At 71.7% G+C, this 15,649-nt stretch carries 11 protein-coding genes; 8 read left to right on the forward strand and 3 right to left on the reverse strand.

From position 1 onward, the window contains the following. A partial coding sequence (locus tag ONA70_RS17215; RefSeq protein ID WP_265007455.1) for a non-ribosomal peptide synthetase/MFS transporter occupies window positions 1–4,700 on the forward strand: 4,700 nt, incomplete at its 5' end. On the opposite strand, the gene ONA70_RS17220 is transcribed toward ONA70_RS17215, so the two are convergent. Beyond that, the gene (locus tag ONA70_RS17220; protein ID WP_265007456.1) at window positions 4,662–6,983 is read right to left on the reverse strand and encodes a lantibiotic dehydratase family protein; all 2,322 of its coding nucleotides are present in this window, start codon (window positions 6,981–6,983) and stop codon (window positions 4,662–4,664) included. The genes ONA70_RS17215 and ONA70_RS17220 overlap by 39 nt on opposite strands. A gap of 42 nt (window positions 6,984–7,025) precedes the next feature. Between ONA70_RS17220 and ONA70_RS17225 the strand changes: the two genes are divergently transcribed. The 5 genes from ONA70_RS17225 (at window position 7,026) to ONA70_RS17245 (ending at window position 12,127) form a co-directional block, all read left to right on the forward strand. Beyond that, on the forward strand, window positions 7,026–8,039 hold the full coding sequence (locus ONA70_RS17225) for a 3-oxoacyl-ACP synthase III family protein (protein ID WP_265007457.1): 1,014 nt from the start codon (window positions 7,026–7,028) through the stop codon (window positions 8,037–8,039). Between the two features lie 73 nt (window positions 8,040–8,112). Then, window positions 8,113–8,346, forward strand: coding sequence for an acyl carrier protein (locus ONA70_RS17230; RefSeq protein WP_265007458.1), 234 nt, complete (start codon window positions 8,113–8,115; stop codon window positions 8,344–8,346). Beyond that, on the forward strand, window positions 8,343–9,248 hold the full coding sequence (locus tag ONA70_RS17235; RefSeq protein WP_265007459.1) for a thiamine pyrophosphate-dependent dehydrogenase E1 component subunit alpha: 906 nt from the start codon (window positions 8,343–8,345) through the stop codon (window positions 9,246–9,248). Before ONA70_RS17230 ends, ONA70_RS17235 begins: the two co-directional genes overlap by 4 nt. Continuing rightward, a complete protein-coding gene (locus ONA70_RS17240) occupies window positions 9,245–11,299 on the forward strand; it encodes a 2-oxo acid dehydrogenase subunit E2 (protein WP_265007460.1) in 2,055 nt (684 codons plus the stop codon). The genes ONA70_RS17235 and ONA70_RS17240 overlap by 4 nt, the downstream gene beginning before the upstream one ends. Before the next feature lie 300 nt (window positions 11,300–11,599). Then, window positions 11,600–12,127 (forward strand): hypothetical protein, encoded by a 528-nt coding sequence (locus tag ONA70_RS17245; protein ID WP_265007461.1) that lies wholly within the window; start codon window positions 11,600–11,602, stop codon window positions 12,125–12,127. Between the two features lie 132 nt (window positions 12,128–12,259). Here ONA70_RS17245 and ONA70_RS17250 read toward each other — a convergent pair whose 3' ends face one another. Continuing rightward, window positions 12,260–12,973: a hypothetical protein gene (locus ONA70_RS17250; RefSeq protein WP_265007462.1), complete on the reverse strand. Its 714-nt coding sequence runs from the start codon at window positions 12,971–12,973 to the stop codon at window positions 12,260–12,262. Window positions 12,974–13,046: 73 nt separating this feature from the next. Between ONA70_RS17250 and ONA70_RS17255 the strand changes: the two genes are divergently transcribed. Further along, window positions 13,047–13,877, forward strand: a complete 831-nt coding sequence (locus ONA70_RS17255) for a PIG-L family deacetylase (RefSeq protein WP_265007463.1) — start codon at window positions 13,047–13,049, stop codon at window positions 13,875–13,877. 80 nt (window positions 13,878–13,957) lie between these two features. On the opposite strand, the gene ONA70_RS17260 is transcribed toward ONA70_RS17255, so the two are convergent. Further along, window positions 13,958–14,425, reverse strand: coding sequence for an ATP-binding protein (locus ONA70_RS17260; RefSeq protein WP_265007464.1), 468 nt, complete (start codon window positions 14,423–14,425; stop codon window positions 13,958–13,960). A 375-nt stretch (window positions 14,426–14,800) separates the two neighbouring features. Here ONA70_RS17260 and ONA70_RS17265 point away from each other — a divergent pair, with 375 nt between their 5' ends. Further along, window positions 14,801–15,448, forward strand: coding sequence for a DUF2461 domain-containing protein (locus ONA70_RS17265; protein ID WP_265007465.1), 648 nt, complete (start codon window positions 14,801–14,803; stop codon window positions 15,446–15,448). The last annotated feature ends 201 nt before the right edge of the window (window positions 15,449–15,649 follow it).

Consider the following 15,649-nt stretch of genomic DNA (forward strand, 5'->3'; position numbering starts at 1 on the left):
CGCTGACCGGCCTGCCCGCCGTGCACGCGCTGACCACCGACCATCCGCGCCCGTCGACTCGCACGTTCAGCGGCAGCGACGTACGCCGCACCCTGCCCGAAGGCGTGGCGCAGGCGCTACCCGAGCTGTCCCAGCAGGCAGCCGCGACCCCGTTCATGGTGCAGCTGGCGGCCTATGTCGCGCTGCTGCACCGGCTGTCGGGCAGCGACGACATCGTGGTCGGCATGCCGGTGGTGGGCCGCGACCGTGCCGAGTTGGAGCCGCTGCTGGGCATGTTCATGAACATGCTGGTGCTGCGGGTCGACGTCTCCGGTGATCCGCCGTTCCTGACCCTGGTCCGCCGGGTGCGCCACGTCGTGCTCGACGCGTGGGACCACCAGGACATGCCGTTCCAGAAGCTCGTCGAGGACCTGGCGGTGCGGCGCGACCCCGGCGTACCGCCGCTGTATCAGGTCACGTTCCACCATCTGCCGACCGGCCGCGGTGAGGCGTTCGGCGGCGCCATGGACGACCTGTCGCTGGAGATCGCCGGGGACGAACTGCGGCTGGAGTACAACACCGCACTGTTCGACGCCGCCACCATGGAGGCGTTCGCGGACCGCTACCTGCTGCTGCTCGCGGCCGCTGCCGCGGCGCCGCGGACCAGGGTGGGCGCGCTGCCGATCATGTCGGACGCCGAGCGCGCCCAGGTCGTGACGGGCTGGAACGCCACCGACGCACCGGTGCGCCAGACCACCCTGGCGGAGCTGTTCGACAGCCAGGCCCGGCGCACGCCGGACGCGGTCGCGCTGGTCGACGGCGGCACCCGGCTGACCTACGCCGAGTTGTCCGCCGCCGCCGAGCAGGTGGCGCGGCGGCTGATCGCGCACGGCGTGGGGCCTGAGTCGATCGTCGCCATCCACGAGCCGCGCTCCAGCCGCCTGGTCGCCGGGCTGCTCGGCATTCACCGGGCCGGTGCGGCGTACCTGCCGTTGGATCCGGATTATCCGGCGCAGCGGCTGGCCCACATGCTCGCGGATGCCGGTGCCGGGGTGCTGCTGGCCGACGAGGTGCCGGAGGGGCTGGCGGTACCGGGCGTGGTGCTGCCGCTAACCGGTCCGGACCAGCCCGAGACCGCTGCGGGCACAGCCGCTGGGCCGGGCAACGCGGCGTACCTGATCTACACGTCAGGGTCCACCGGGCGACCGAAGGGCGTGATCAACGAGCACGCCGGCATCGTCAACCGGCTCGACTGGATGCAGGACGCCTTCGGGCTCGGACCGGACGACGCCGTACTGCACAAGACGCCGATCGGCTTCGACGTGTCGGTGTGGGAGGTGTTCTGGCCGCTCATCGTGGGTGCGCGGCTGGTGCTGGCCCAGCCGGGTGGACACCGCGACCCGGCGTACCTGCGGGATCTGATCGAGCGGGAGCGGGTCACCACCGTCCACTTCGTCCCGTCGATGCTGGACGCCTTCCTGGCCACGGCCGGTCCCGCCGACCTCGCCCGGTGCGGGTCGCTGCGGCGGATCGTGTGCAGCGGCGAGGAACTGCCGCTCGAACTCGCCCGCCAGACCGTGGCCGCCCTCCCGGCCGCCGCGCTGCACAACCTCTACGGGCCCACCGAGGCCGCGATCGACGTCACCGCCTGGGCGTGTACGCCCACCGCGCTGGCCGGGGTCACCCGGGTGCCGATCGGCGGGCCCATCCGTAACGTCCGCACCTACGTGCTCGACCAGGCGCTGCAGCCGGTGCCGGTCGGCGTCCCCGGGCAGCTCCACCTCGGCGGGGTGCAGGTGGCCCGGGGCTACCTGCACCGCCCCGAACTCACCGCCCGCACGTTCGTCGCCGACCCGTTCGACGACACCGGCGGGCGGCTCTACGCCACGGGTGACCTGGCCCGCTGGCGGACCGACGGCACGCTGGAGTTCCTCGGCCGCATCGATGACCAGGTGAAATTGCGTGGCCTGCGGATCGAGCTGGGGGAGATCGCCGCCGTGCTGCGCGAGCAGCCGGGCATCGGCTCCGCCGCCGTCGCCGTACGCGGTGCCACGCCCGCCGAACAGCGCCTGGTGGCGTACGTGACGCTGGCAGCCGGGACCGAGGCCCTGGACCAGGCCGCGCTGCGGGAGGCGCTGAAGCGGCAGCTGCCGGAATACATGGTGCCGTCGGCGTTCGTGCCGCTGGACGCGCGGCCCCTGTCTGCCAACGGAAAGCTGGACACCGCCGCGCTGCCCGCACCCGTGCACGACGGCAGCCGCGCCGCCGTGCGCCGGCCCCCGGTCACCCCGGTCGAGCAGGCCATCGCCGCCGCCTGGCAGGACGTGCTGGGGGTCGAGGACGTCGGGCTCGACGACGACTTCTTCGAACTGGGCGGGCATTCGCTGCTGGCGATCCGGATGCTGGCCAAGCTGCGCGACGCGTACGGGCACATCGACGTCGGTGTGATGGACGTGTTCCAGCACCCCACCGTGCAGGGGCTGGCCGCGCTGATCGACGGCCCGGCCGACCAGGAGCGCCGGCGGCCGCTGCTCTACGAACTGACCAAGCCGGTCCCGGCGGGGCAGCGGGTGCGGTCCTACGTGTGCGTACCCTATGGTGGCGGGCTGGCCAGCATCTACCAGCCGCTCGCGGACGAGCTGCCGCCCGGGCACACGCTGTTCTCGGTGGCGGTCCCCGGACATGACGTCGGGGTCAGCGACACGGAGCTGCCGTTCGGTGAGCTGGTCGACCGGTGCGTGGCCGAGATCCAGGACCGGGTGGACGGCCCGCTGGTCCTGTACGGCCACTGCGTCGGCGGCGCCCTGCTGACCGGTATCGCCCGGCGGCTGCACGAGCAGGGCCGCCCGATCGAAGCGATCTACGCGGGCGGCGTGTTCCCGACGGCCCGGCCGGACAACATGCTCGGCCGCCTGGTCGACTGGGTCGATTCCCGTGGCGCGGACCGGCGTTACGAGACGTTCCTACGCTCGATCGGCGCCGAGCTGGCCGACCTGGACCAGGCGCAGGTCGACCGGTTCGTCCACCACGTGCGGCGGGAGGCCGCCGAGGCCCAGGAGAAGTTCACCGAGTGGCTGGAGGCTGAGCCGGTCCAGGTGGCCGCGCCGGTGATCTCCGTCGTCGGTACCCACGACATGCTCACCGAGTACTACGAGGAGCGCTACCGCGAGTGGGGCTTCCTCGGCGAATCCACCGCGCTGGTGGTCCTCGACCAGGCCGGGCACTACTTCATCAAGCAGCGGGCCAAGGCGCTCGCCGAGGTGGTCACCCAGACCCACCTCCGTCTGACCGAGCCCTCGGCCGCGCCGGCCACCGCGGACCGGCTCGCCGGTGACGCCTGGGAACTGGCCGCCACCAGCGCCGACCCCGGCACCGCCGGTGCCGGCGTGCAGCCCGGCGTACGCCGGTTCCTGGCGCTCACCGCCAGCCAGCTGATCTCGGCCACCGGCTCGGCGCTGACCCAGTGGGCCGTACCCGTCTGGGTCTACCTGACCACCGGGTCGATGCTGTCGTTCGGCCTGTCCGGGGTGATCGCCTACCTCCCGGCACTGCTGGCGCTGCCGGTCGCGGGTGCCGTCGCGGACCGGTTCGACCGGCGCAAGGTCCTGCTCGCCGCGTGCGCGGCCGCGGTGACGGCGGAGGCGCTGCTGGCCACGCTGCTGTGGACCGATCAGCTGGGGCTGGCCGCCGTCTACACCCTGGTCTGTGTGCTCGGCGCGGCGTCGGTGTTCCAGCGCATCACCTACCTGGCCGCGATCCCGCAGGTCATGCCGAAGCGCTACCTGGGGCACGCCAACGGTATCGCCCAGCTGGCCGTGGGGCTCAGCTCGCTGGCGGTGCCGCTGCTGGCGGCGGGCCTGCTCGCGGCGATCGACCTGACCGGCGTACTGCTGATCGACATCGTGAGCTACGCGGTCGCGATGAGCGTGCTCGCCGTGGTGAAGTTTCCCAAGCTGCTCGGCCGCCGCCGCAAGGAGCCGTTCCTGGCCGAGCTGATCGGCGGGGCCCGGATGGCGTGGGCGGAGCCGGGATTCCGGGCCATGCTGGGCTTCTTCTCCCTCTACAACCTGTGCCTGGCCAGCCTGCTGCTGGTGCCGCCGATGGTGCTCGCGTTCGGCACGATGGGCCAGGTCGGCACGGTCGCGTTCGCCGAGGCCCTGGGCGCTGTCCTGGGCGGACTCGCGATCGCGGCCTGGGGTGGCCCGACCAGGCGCCGGATGCCCGCCCTGATCGCGATCGCGTTCGGGGTCGCGATCAGCCTGGTGCTCAGCGGCGTACGCCCGAACCTAGTGCTGGTCGCGCTCGGCAGCTTCGGCGTGGGCCTGGGCCTGGGCCTGCACAACGGCATCTACCTGTCGATCATCCAGGTGAAGGTGCCGCAGCGGTTCCACGGCCGGGTGCTGGCGATCATCCAGACGCTGACCTGGGCGACGTTGCCGCTGGGCTTCGCGGTACTGGTGCCGCTGAGCGGGTCGGTGCTGGAGCCGATGTTCGCTCCGGGCGGCGCCCTGGCCGACAGCGTCGGTGCCCTGATCGGGACCGGCGCCGGCCGAGGGCTCGGGTTCGCGTTCGTCGTGTCCGGGCTGGCCCTGGCCGTGGTGTCGCTGGGCGCCTACGGCCAGCGCCGGTTGCGCCTGTTCGACACCGAGACCCCCGACGCTCCGGCGGATGCGACCGAATGGCTACCGCACCTGCGCCGCGGCTGGGTCGACGATCTGTAGCCGCAGTTCCGAGGCGTACACCTGGCCGGCCGCGTCGGTCAGCCAGGCGTCGCCCGGGCCGGGCAGCAACTCGGTGATGGTCAGCCCGACCCCGTCGCCGCCCTTGGCGTGCGCGCCGCGCAGCAGGGTGCATAGCAGCCGGGTGTAGACGCCACTGGTCAGGTCGACGAAGCTGGGTTTGAGCTCGGTGTCGACCCGGACGAAGATCTGCTCGGGCAGGCCGAGGGCGAGCCGCCAGCGCCGCACCGCGAGGTAGCGCTCCCGCTCGCCCTTCACCCTGTGCAGCCCGGTGTCGCCGACCGTGGTGCGCCAGGTCTCGCGGACCAGCACGAGGTCGTCGACGATGATCCGCGGGGTGTGCCCGACGTTCCCGGCCAGCTTCCACGTGTCGAGCACCTGGTAGTCGAAGAGCGGCGCGAACACCTCCAGCAGCGGCCACTGCCGTCCGTCGCCCGCGTGCACCCGCAGGCTGCCGTCGGCGTCGGGCCGCACGGTGAGGCCGGTGATCGGCACGAGGCGGTCCGGGTCCGCGCCGGGGGCGCTGACGAAACCGAGCTGCGCGTCCGCGGGTCCGTGCAGCCATTCCGCGATGCGGGCCGTGTGCCGCGGCCAGTCCACCGGGGCCAGCAGCCGCACCCGGCCCTCGGGCAGGTCGGCCCGCATGCCGTCCCGCAACCGCTGCGGCTCCGGGTGCCCGTACGCGAAAAAGTGCGTGTCGAACGCGGCCAGCGCCACGTGCAGTTCGCCGAGCACGACGGTGAAGTCTCCCCGCAGCAGGGCCGCCTCGTCCGGGGCGCACAGATGCACGTCGGGGCTGTGAATCCGGGCGGCGGCCCAGCCGGGCGCGGTGGCCGGGAACGCCGCGGCGACCCGCTCGGTCAGCTCGGCGGCGCCGAACCGCAGCTCCCGGGCGTCGGCGTCGGCGTCGGCCAGGCCGAGCACCTTCGCCCACCGGGCCAGGAAATCCGCGGTGACAGCGGCGCCGGGCGGGTTTGCCCCGAACACGACCGCCTGAGCCAGGAACCACAGGTCGGACAGGGGAACGTCCGCAATGGCCGAATCGGCCGACAGGTCGCGGTAGAGGGCGGCCAACGCTTCGGCGTACGCGTCGCCGATCGCTGCCGTCAGCCACCGGGCCGACAGCAGCAGCGGCTCCAGCGCAGCAAGCCGCTCCAGCAGCGTGTCACCGAAGCTGATGTCCAGGTCGCGCACGGTTTCCAGGTGGCACAGAGTGCGCCCGGCGTACACCTCGCCCGGGTGTTGCCGCGCGGCCTGGCCGGTCAACTCGACGAACGTGCGCTCCAGTGCGGACATGGCTGCCGCCAGGGCGTCCGGGCCGGCGGCGGCGGCCACCGCGTCGCGCAGTGCGTTGATGGTGGCCAGCTCACCGAGCACCCGTTCGCGGACCACGTCCTCGCCGATCGCGGCGAGCTGCTCGCGCAGCACATCCTCGGCGGTGAGGTCGATCGGCAGGTCGAACCCGATCCGCAGCACGCCGCGCTCGGCGAGTTCGTCGAGCTGCGCGTACACGTCGGCGGCGCGGCGGAACCCGCTCGCCGGGTCGGCGACCAGCGCGGAGGCGAGGTCCGCGACGCGCGATCGCTGCTGCGCCAGAGCGAGCAGCGCGGCCGTCGCCGCCGGCAGCGCCTGCGGCGCGCGGTGCGGATGCAGCAGCACCCCGTCCCGCAGCGTCAGCTGGGGCGCCAGCCGCACCGGCAGCCAGTCCCGCACGCCCTCCGCGCGGGCGAAGGCCTCGCCGAGCGCGTCCAGCGCCCACCGCTCCAGAAAAACCCGGCGGGTACGCGTCAGAGCCGCACCCGGGCGCACCGTGGCGACGGGACCGGGGCCGCCCAGTTCCGTCCAGCAGATGGGACCGAAGAACCCGACGGTGTCGTTCTTGAGACAGTAACGCTGCCAGTATTTCGCGATGACCTCCTCGCGGTGCCGTCGGCGCAGATTGCGTGGGGCGTGCGGGCCGTCGCGCCGGATCGCGTCGACCGCGAGCAGGACGGCCGGATTCTGCCAGGCCAGCGCAGTGCGGAACATGTCGTCGCAGGCGATGTCGTAGACGGCCCGGCCGAGATCCGTCGCGGCGGCGTCGAACGCGGCCTCGAAAGCGGCCGCGCCGGAGACGCCGGTGAGATAGCTGTCGGCGGCCGCCGCGAGCGCGGGCGCGGCGAACCGCTGCATCCCGGCCACCGGGAATCCGGCCGACCGCAGCAGCGCTGAACGCCACACGTGCCACGGGGTTCCGGCCAGGGGCGTGAGATGCTCTGGGGGCATCCGGCAATGGTATGCATCCATGGGTCTGCGGTGGGACGGGCGATGTTGAGCTTCGGTCTGGTGTCGTTTGGCGAGGCGCTCGGCGATCCGGTACCGGTGGCGGACGTGGTGGGGCAGTACACCGACGACGTGAACCGCGTCCTCGGGTACGGCTACCGCCAGGTGCACCGCAGCACGCCGGAGGTTGGCCTGACCGACCTCGCCGAGCGGGCCGCCCGCCAGGCCCTCGACGCCGCCACGCTCGCCGCCGCGGAGGTGGACCTGCTGGTGCTGGCCACCACCGACCTCACCGAGTACCTCTACTGGGACGCCGCCACCGACCTGGCGCACCGGCTCGGCGCGGTCAACGCCGAAGCGGTGCTGCTCACTCAGGCGTGTACGACGGGTGTGCTCAGCTTCGACACTGTCGCGGGCAAGTTCGCCACCCACCCGCGGTACGCCAACGCCCTGGTGGTGGCCGCTAACCGGACCTGTGAGGCGTACTGGAACCGGATGGACACCCAGCCGATGGTCTTCTCCGACGGCGCGGTCGCCACGGTGGCCCGGCGCGGGCATTCCCGGCTGCGCTGGCTCGCCACGGAGGCCGCCAGCGACGGCCGCTACGCCGCGTTGTACCGGCTCGACGTGGGCGGCGCGGCGGCACCCTTCGGCCCGGGTGCCGAGCCGCCTGCCGCACGCGATGTGTGGAACGTGATGGAGTTCTTCGACTACGACGCCGAGCAGTTCGAGCAGTTCGCCCGGGACCTCGACGAGCGGGCCGTGCGGGTCACCGAGCGGGCCTGCCAGCGGGCGGACGTCAAGGTCGCCGATCTGGCGCGCCTGATCCTGGTCAGCGACAACGAGCGGTCCATGGCGTCCCTGGCGCAGGCGCACGGGGTGCCGCTGGCGCGCACCAACCGGGAACTGGCGGCCGAGCACGGGCATCTCGGTGCGGCGGACCAGCTGTTCGGGCTGAGCCGCCTGCTCGCCGCCGGTGAACTGCGCGAGGGCGACCGGGTCGCGCTGATCTCGCTGGGCCGGGGCATGCACTGGGCCTGTACCATCCTCGAGGTATAAGCATCGATCGCCCGATCGGTTTTGACAGCGCGCCGCCGCTGCGCCTGGTATCCGTTCTGGGAAGGGACACTGGATGTCCAGTCGCCTGGTGCGGCTCGTCGCCGACGTGCTGGAGTTGCCGGTCGATCAGGTCGACGCGCAGACCGGTCCCGCGACCACAGCGGCCTGGGTGAGTTTGCGTCACCTCCAAATCGTCGCGGCGGTCGAGGACGCGTACGGGGTCGCGATCACGCCACGGGAGATCCGGGCGATTAGGTCGGTGGCGGACCTGCGCGAGTTGCTCGCGCGGCGGGGGGTCGACGAATGACGTTCGGCGCGCCGTCTCCGCTCAGCGACGCCGACCTCGGCACCGGGCTGTTCATCCGCCGCTTCGAGGAGGAACTGCTCCGCCTGTACGCGGACGGCCACCTCAGCGGCACCACGCACACCTGCCTCGGCCAGGAATACGTCCCGGTCGCGCTGGCCCCGCTGCTGACCGGGGATTTCGTGTTCAGCAACCACCGGGGGCACGGGCACTACCTGGCCCACTGCGCTGACCCGGACGGCCTGCTGGCGGAACTGCTCGGCCGGGAGGGCGGGGTGTGCCGTGGGCGCGGTGGCAGCCAGCACCTGCGCCGGGAACGGTTCCTGTCCACCGGCGTGCAGGGGGAGAGCCTGCCCGCCGCGGTCGGCGTGGGGCTGCACCTCAACCGCACCGGGCAGGACGGGATCGTGGTGACCTACATCGGTGACGGCACCTGGGGCGAAGGCGCGGTCTACGAGGCGCTCAACATGGCGCAGCTGTGGCGGGTGCCGCTGCTGGTCGTGGTCGAGCACAACCGGATCGCCCAGTCCACCCCGACCACCGAGCAGCTGGCCGGGACCATCGGCGGCCGGGTCGCCGGGTTCGGGATCACCTTCAGCGAGTCGGATTCGTTGGACCTCAACGAGGTGCGTGCCGCCGCCGCGCCGCACATCGAGCGGGTCCGCGCCACTCGGCAGCCGCATGTGCTGGTGCAGCACACGGTCCGGCTCGGTCCGCACAGCAAGGGTGACGACTCCCGCCCGGCCGACGAGATTCGCCGGCTGCGCCACCTCGACTGGCTGGAGCGGTACGCGGCCGCGTACCCGCCGCAGTTTTCGGCCGCTGACGCGCAGGCCCGGCAGCGGGTCGCGGAGATCTCGGCCGCGGTGCTGGCCCGGCCCCTGGTGAGCGGAGGCGTGGCGTGACGCGCGCCGAACGAATGAGCCAGCACCTCAACCGCGCCCTGCACGAGCTGTTCGCCGCCGACGAGCGGGCCTGGCTGCTGGGCGAGGATGTCGTCGACCCTTACGGCGGCGCTTTCAAGGTCACCCAGGGCCTGTCGACGGCCTACCCGGACCGGGTGCTGTCGACGCCGTTGAGCGAGAACGGCATCACCGGCGTCGCGGGTGGCCTGGCGCTCTGCGGTGACACGGTCATCGTCGAGATCATGTTCGGCGACTTCGTCGGCCTCGCCTTCGACCAGATCATCAACTTCCTCACCAAATCCGTCGCCATGTACGGCGAGCCCACCCCGATGCGGGTCGTGATCCGCTGCCCCGTCGGCGGTGGGCGGGGCTACGGCCCGACGCACAGCCAGAGCGTGCAGAAGCACTTCATCGGCATCCCGCACCTCGCGCTCTTCGAGCTGTCGCCACTGCACGACGCGGCCGACGTGCTCGCCGCCGCGCTGCGCCGCGGCGAACCGTCCATGCTGTTCGAGGACAAGATCCTTTACACCCAGCGGAGGTACGTGGACAACCGCGTCGACGAGCGACTCGCCTTCGAGCTGCTGGGCGCGGACCGCAACTGGGCCCGCGTCTACGACCCGGGTGCCGCCGCCGCGCCGACGCTGGTCATCGCGCCCGGCGGGGTCGCCAACCGGGCGATCGCCGCCGCCAGGAAGGCCTGGGAGCAGGGGCGCAATGTCGAGGTGCTGGTCCCAGCCCGGCTCTACCCCTTCGATGTCGACGGTGTGCTCGGCCTGCTCGACGGTGCGGACGGCGTGATCGTCGCCGAGGAGAGCACGGCTGGCGGCACCTGGGGGAGCGAGGTCGCCACCCGGCTCTATGCCGCCGCGTGGCCATTGCTGCGTCGGCCGATCGAGCTGGTCAGCTCGGCCGCCACCATCATTCCGTCGGCACCGCACCTGGAACGGGCGGTCCTGCTCAGCGCGGACACGATTCTGGAACGGATCATGCACCGCTCCACTGGCGAGTCTGCCGCCTCGGGAGCGGCGAGTCACGATCGGGCTGCGCCGCCATGGGAAACGCCCGGGACGGTTGTGGCACAGGCGGCGGAGCAGGGCGTCGCGGTGAGCGTACCCAAGCTCAACAACAACGACGACAGCTATGTGCTGCTGGAGTGGCTGGTCCCGGCCGGTGCCACCGTCGAGATCGGACAGGTGATCGCGGCGGTCGAGACCTCCAAGGCGATCGAGGAACTGGCAGCGACGCACGCGGGCGTCCTGCGCCAGGACCTCGCCGCCGGGGCCGACTGCGTCCCGGGCTCGACCATCGGCTACATCCTGTCCGCCGGTGCCTTCCCTGCTGCGGCGCCCCCGGCCGCTGAGCCGTCCGTGGTGGCGCAACCGGCGCTGCCGGGGCGGCCGCTGCCACCGTCGCAACGCCGCATCGCCGACGTGGTGGCGGCCTCACACCGGGAGATCCCGGTCGCCTTCACCGCCGTGCGGGTCGACGTGACCGCCGCCCTCGCGTACGCTCGCCGGGCCGCCGACGAGACCGGCGCCGATGTCAGCCTGACCGAGGTTGTCATCGCTGCCGTGGCCACGTTGCACGAGCAGTTCCCTGCCCTCTACGCCCAGCTCACCGGGGACGGCCGAGTCATCGACGCGGCACAGCCGTCGGTCGGGCTCACCGTGGACGTCGGCACCGGGCTGTTCCTGCCGGTGATCCGCGACGCGGCGAAGCTGGACCTGGGCGACCTCGCCGACACCGTGGTCGAGCTGCGGATGAAGGCGCTGCGCAACCGGCTGCGCGAGGACGACATGGCCGGGATGAACTTCCTGGTTGCGCTCAACAACACCCCCGGCGTGATCTACGCCCAGCCGATCATCCCGCCCGGCGTCACCTGTGCCCTCTCGGTGCCCGACGTGCACCGCGAGGTCGTGCTGGACGTCGGAGGTGAGGTGCGGGAGCGGATGATGGCGGACCTCGGGCTGGCCTACGACCACCGGCTGGTCAACGGGGCGCAGGCCGGGGCGTACCTGGCCGCGCTCGGCGCCGCCCTGCAACTGTAACCGTGGAGCCCCGCACGAGCATCATCACCGTGTACGCCCGGCTGTCCGGTGCCGGGGTCCAGCAGGTGCGCGCCAGGCGCTGGTGACCTCGCCCGACGCGACGTACGAGGTGCTGGAGGGGCACCCCCCGCTGTCGGTGACGGTCTGGAGGATCTCCTGACGCGGCCTGCCCTGACTCACCCCTTCACCGGCGCGGTTGATCGTGGCAAGGTTTCCTCTGTGCGAGGTGGCGGGGATGGTGCCGCGGGCGGGCCGCGGCCGGGTTGGTATCCGGATCCCTCGGGGCGGCAGCCGCCGGGGGTGTCCGGTGCGCCGGGCCCCGCGCCGGGGCAGCCGCCCGCGAAGCTTCCGGTCGGGTCGCTGGTCGTACGGTGTCTGGTCCTCGGCATCGTGGCGGTGCTCCTGGTGCTCGGCTTCCTGGCGCTGCCGTACGCCGGCGTGGACAGCCCGCCCCGGGATTTCAACTACGCGCCGGTGCGCTATCTGGAGTTGGGCGCCTGGCTCAACGTGTACGACACGAAGATGAGCGTCTGGGGTCGGGCCTACTCGCAGGGAGTCGGTCCGCTGATCGCGCTGGTGGTGTGGGCCGCGGTCGCCGGCACGGTGCTGCTGGTGGCGCTGGTGCCCCGCTACCGGACCCGCGAGCCGTGGTGGACGGTGCCGGTCTTCGCGCTGGCGGTCGCGGCGGTGTTCGGGGCGATGGTCGCCTCGCCCGGCAACGGCACCATTCTGCTGAGGTCGGCGGCTGGTTACCTGGCGGTGCTGGCGGCGCACGCGCTGCTGGTGTTTGCCTGCCCGCTCAAGAATCGGAAGCGGCGACCTCGCTGATCACGGTGCTTTCGCGCTGCGGCAGCCGCCGAGGTGACCGGGGCGACGCTCGCACGCCCGGCTGCGCCAGCCGTTGGTCACAGAAGACCCGGCGGTGTACCCGTGGACCCCGGTCAGGCCCGCCGCGGTGTCTCAGACCAGGAAAGTCTCCCGCATCCTCGCGCCCAGATTGATTCCGCCGACCACGCGGGGACCGGTCGGCTCGTGAACGTCGAGGGTGCTGTTGCGGCGCATCAGCTCGCGTACCGGAGGCGGCAGCCGGGGCGGGTCGTCGATGGCCGCGAGGATCTGCCCGGCGGTCGAGATCAGTCGATCGGCCAGGGCTGCGGCATCGGTGTCCACCCGCACCCGGCCGTACTCCCAGCCGGCGGTGGTGAGGTCGAGCACCTCGAACACGCGGGTCAGGAGCGGGTTCGGGTCGGACACCCGGCCGAGCCGGGGCGCCCGGCTGCCGACCACCGCGACGGCGGCGGCCACCTGCACGTACGGGTGGAAGCCGCTCGGCAGCGCGAACAGGGGCCACCGCAGCGCCGGTCCGGCCTCCTTCCACAGCGGCCGGTAGTTTCGGCGGTGCACCAGGAGCCGCCGGCCCGTCCGTCGGTGTACGTCGTGGGCCTGGGCCTGTAGGTCCGCGTGGGCCTCGTCGGCGGCCTCGGTCACGATCCGGGCCGCCACCACCAGTCCGTCGTCGTCGTTCAGCATCCGGGTGATCGCCTCGACCTGTTCCGGAAACCCGACCTGCGAGCGGGCGCCGTACCGGTGCCGGACGTCCCGCAGCAGCGCCTGCTGCCGCCCCGGATCGAGCTGGACCCGCCTGCTACCCAGCAACTGCCGGAGCCAACGCATCTCGCCTCGTTTCAGCAGCCGTCCCGGACCGCGGCAATGCTAGTGCGTCGGACGTGCCTCGTATTGTGGTGGGGTGGCTGAGCGATCTCTGACCTTGATGGCGGTGCACGCGCACCCCGACGACGAGGCGACCAGCACCGGCGGCATCCTCGCCCGGTACGCGGCGGAGGGGATCACGACGGTGCTCGTGACCTGCACGGACGGGCGGTGCGGCGACGGGCCCGGCGGGGTCAAGCCAGGCGACCCGGGGCACGACCCGGAGGCCGTGGTGGCGATGCGCCGGGCCGAGTTGGCGGCCAGTTGCGAGGCGTTGAAGGTCACGCATCTGGAGACGCTCGACTATGCCGACTCCGGGATGATGGGTTGGGCGACCAACGGCGCGCCCGGCGCGTTCTGGAACACGCCGGTGGCGGAGGCGGCCGACCGGCTGACCGAGTTGATCCGGCGCTATCGGCCCGACGTCGTCGTCACCTATGACGAAAACGGCTTCTACGGCCATCCGGACCACATCCAGGCGCACCGCATCACCATGGCCGCCGTCGAGCGGACGGACATCCCCGCGAAGGTGTACTGGACCACCGTGCCGCGTAGTGCGTTTCAGGAGTTCGGCCGCGTCATGAAGGAGATCGGCGTCGAGTTTCCCGAGCCGGACGGCCCGTCGGAGGAGATGCCGCAGCTCGGCCTGCCCGACGACGAGATCACCACCTGGGTGGACACGAGCGGTTACGGCGGGCAGAAGTTCGAATCGTTGGCTGCGCACGCCAGTCAGGCCGAGAACATCTTCTTCCTGCAACTTGGCCAGGACCGGTTCACCGAGCTGATGGGCGTGGAGACCTTCGTCCGGGTCCGCGACATCACCGATGCGCCGACGCCCGAGGACGACCTGTTCGCCGGGCTGCGCTGACCGAGCACGCGTCAGCAGCGTTGGGCGGTGACCGCCATCAGGTCGCAGAACCGGGCCTCGAACCTCTCCATGCACGGCTGTCAATCTTCCATCGGCTCTACCTGGAACCCGCCCCTGCCGTCGAACCGGACTTCGTACAACCGGTCGAAGCCGTCGGTCTGTCGAGGGCATTGCAGCCGCTTGAGCGTGTCGTACAGTCCAACGTCCGGCACCCGGGCTCGGTTCTCCCGCGTGGAGTTGCGGACGAGCACCGCTGGGAGATCGGGCGGAAACCAGTACCCGACCGTCAGGGCACCGTGGGCGCGGGCAGCCCCGATCAGCGGTTGCCACTCCCGAGGTGACGGATTGGTGTTGTCCACCACGACGGACCGTCGCGCAGCCAGGGCCTCGTTGACCATACGCATCTGACGACGTTGACGGTGGCGGGCATTCGGAAAGGCGTCCTTGCTGACCACCACATGATTGTCGGCCAGGATGCGGCGGCAGAACGTCGTCTTGCCCGACGCCTGCAGACCGATGAGGATCGCCACTTCCAGCCGATCAACCACCACCCGCCTCCGGGGGCTCGTCAGGACACGCGGCGGGACGGCTCGGTGTGCAGATAGGTGAGGACCACCCGGCGGCAGGTTGAGCTTGATCAGGATGTTGCCGGCGTGCTGTGCCGATCGCCGCCTCGGTGACGTGGAGCTTCGCCGCGATCGCCGGGCAGATGTCGTAGGCATGGCAGCTCCACCCGCACGAGCGTATGCCCGCCGGTGGAGCTGGCGAGCAGCAACCGTCCGTTTACCGCGGCGATCCAGGTCGCACCGGGAAGCGGATCGGTATGGCTGTACTCCGCCGTCATCGCGCGGCGCTCGCCGCTGTGGTCAAGGCCGCGTTGAACGATCCCGTCGACTGCGGGTCCGCGCGATACCCTCGGCGTCATGGTGTTCCGGGGATGGCCGGCCGAGGCTCTGGAGTTCTATGAGGGACTTGCGGCCGACAACTCAAGGACCTACTGGACTGCGCACAAGGCGATCTACGACGACAAGGTGCGCGCTCCGATGACTGAGCTGCTCGCCGAGCTGGAGCCTGAGTTCGGCGAGGGTAAAATCTTCCGGCCAAATCGAGACGTCCGGTTTAGCGCTGATAAATCACCGTACAAAACCGCGATCGGGGCGGTGCTTGAGCACCGCGGGTACGTCCAGCTCTCCGCCGACGGCCTGGCCGCCGGCAACGGGATGTGGATGATGGCCACCGACCAACTGGAGCGGTACCGCCGGGCGGTGGCCGACGACGCCAGCGGCGGAGAGCTGCAAAAGATCATTGCGGAGATCGAACGCCACCGGATCGAGGTCGGTGGCCGCGAGACGCTCAAGACCGCGCCGCGGGGATATCCGCGCGATCACCCGCGGGCCGATCTGCTCCGTAACAAGGGCTTGGTTGCCTGGAAACAGTGGCCGGTCGCCGGCTGGCTGGGTACGGCCGCGGCCAAGCGGCGGATCGTGGAGTTCCTGCACACGACACGGCCGCTCGGCGACTGGCTCGACCGGCATGTCGGACCTGCCACGATGCCAGCGCGGGAGCGATGAGGCCGGCCCGCAACTCAGCCGGTGCGTGAGATCAATCACGGAGCGTAACCAGAGACGCTGCCACGGTCGCGGAGCATACTGGGCGACCAGTTGCCTGTGGCCACGTGCGCGGGCAACCGGCGCCCTGGCGACGTAACGCGGGCGCGGCGCGTCCAGCCACGCCTGCGGCGGCCGTAGTGCGCGCCCTGGCCGGCGCTGCAC

This window comes from Micromonospora yasonensis, from assembly GCF_026013475.1.
GTDB lineage: Bacteria > Actinomycetota > Actinomycetes > Mycobacteriales > Micromonosporaceae > Micromonospora > Micromonospora yasonensis.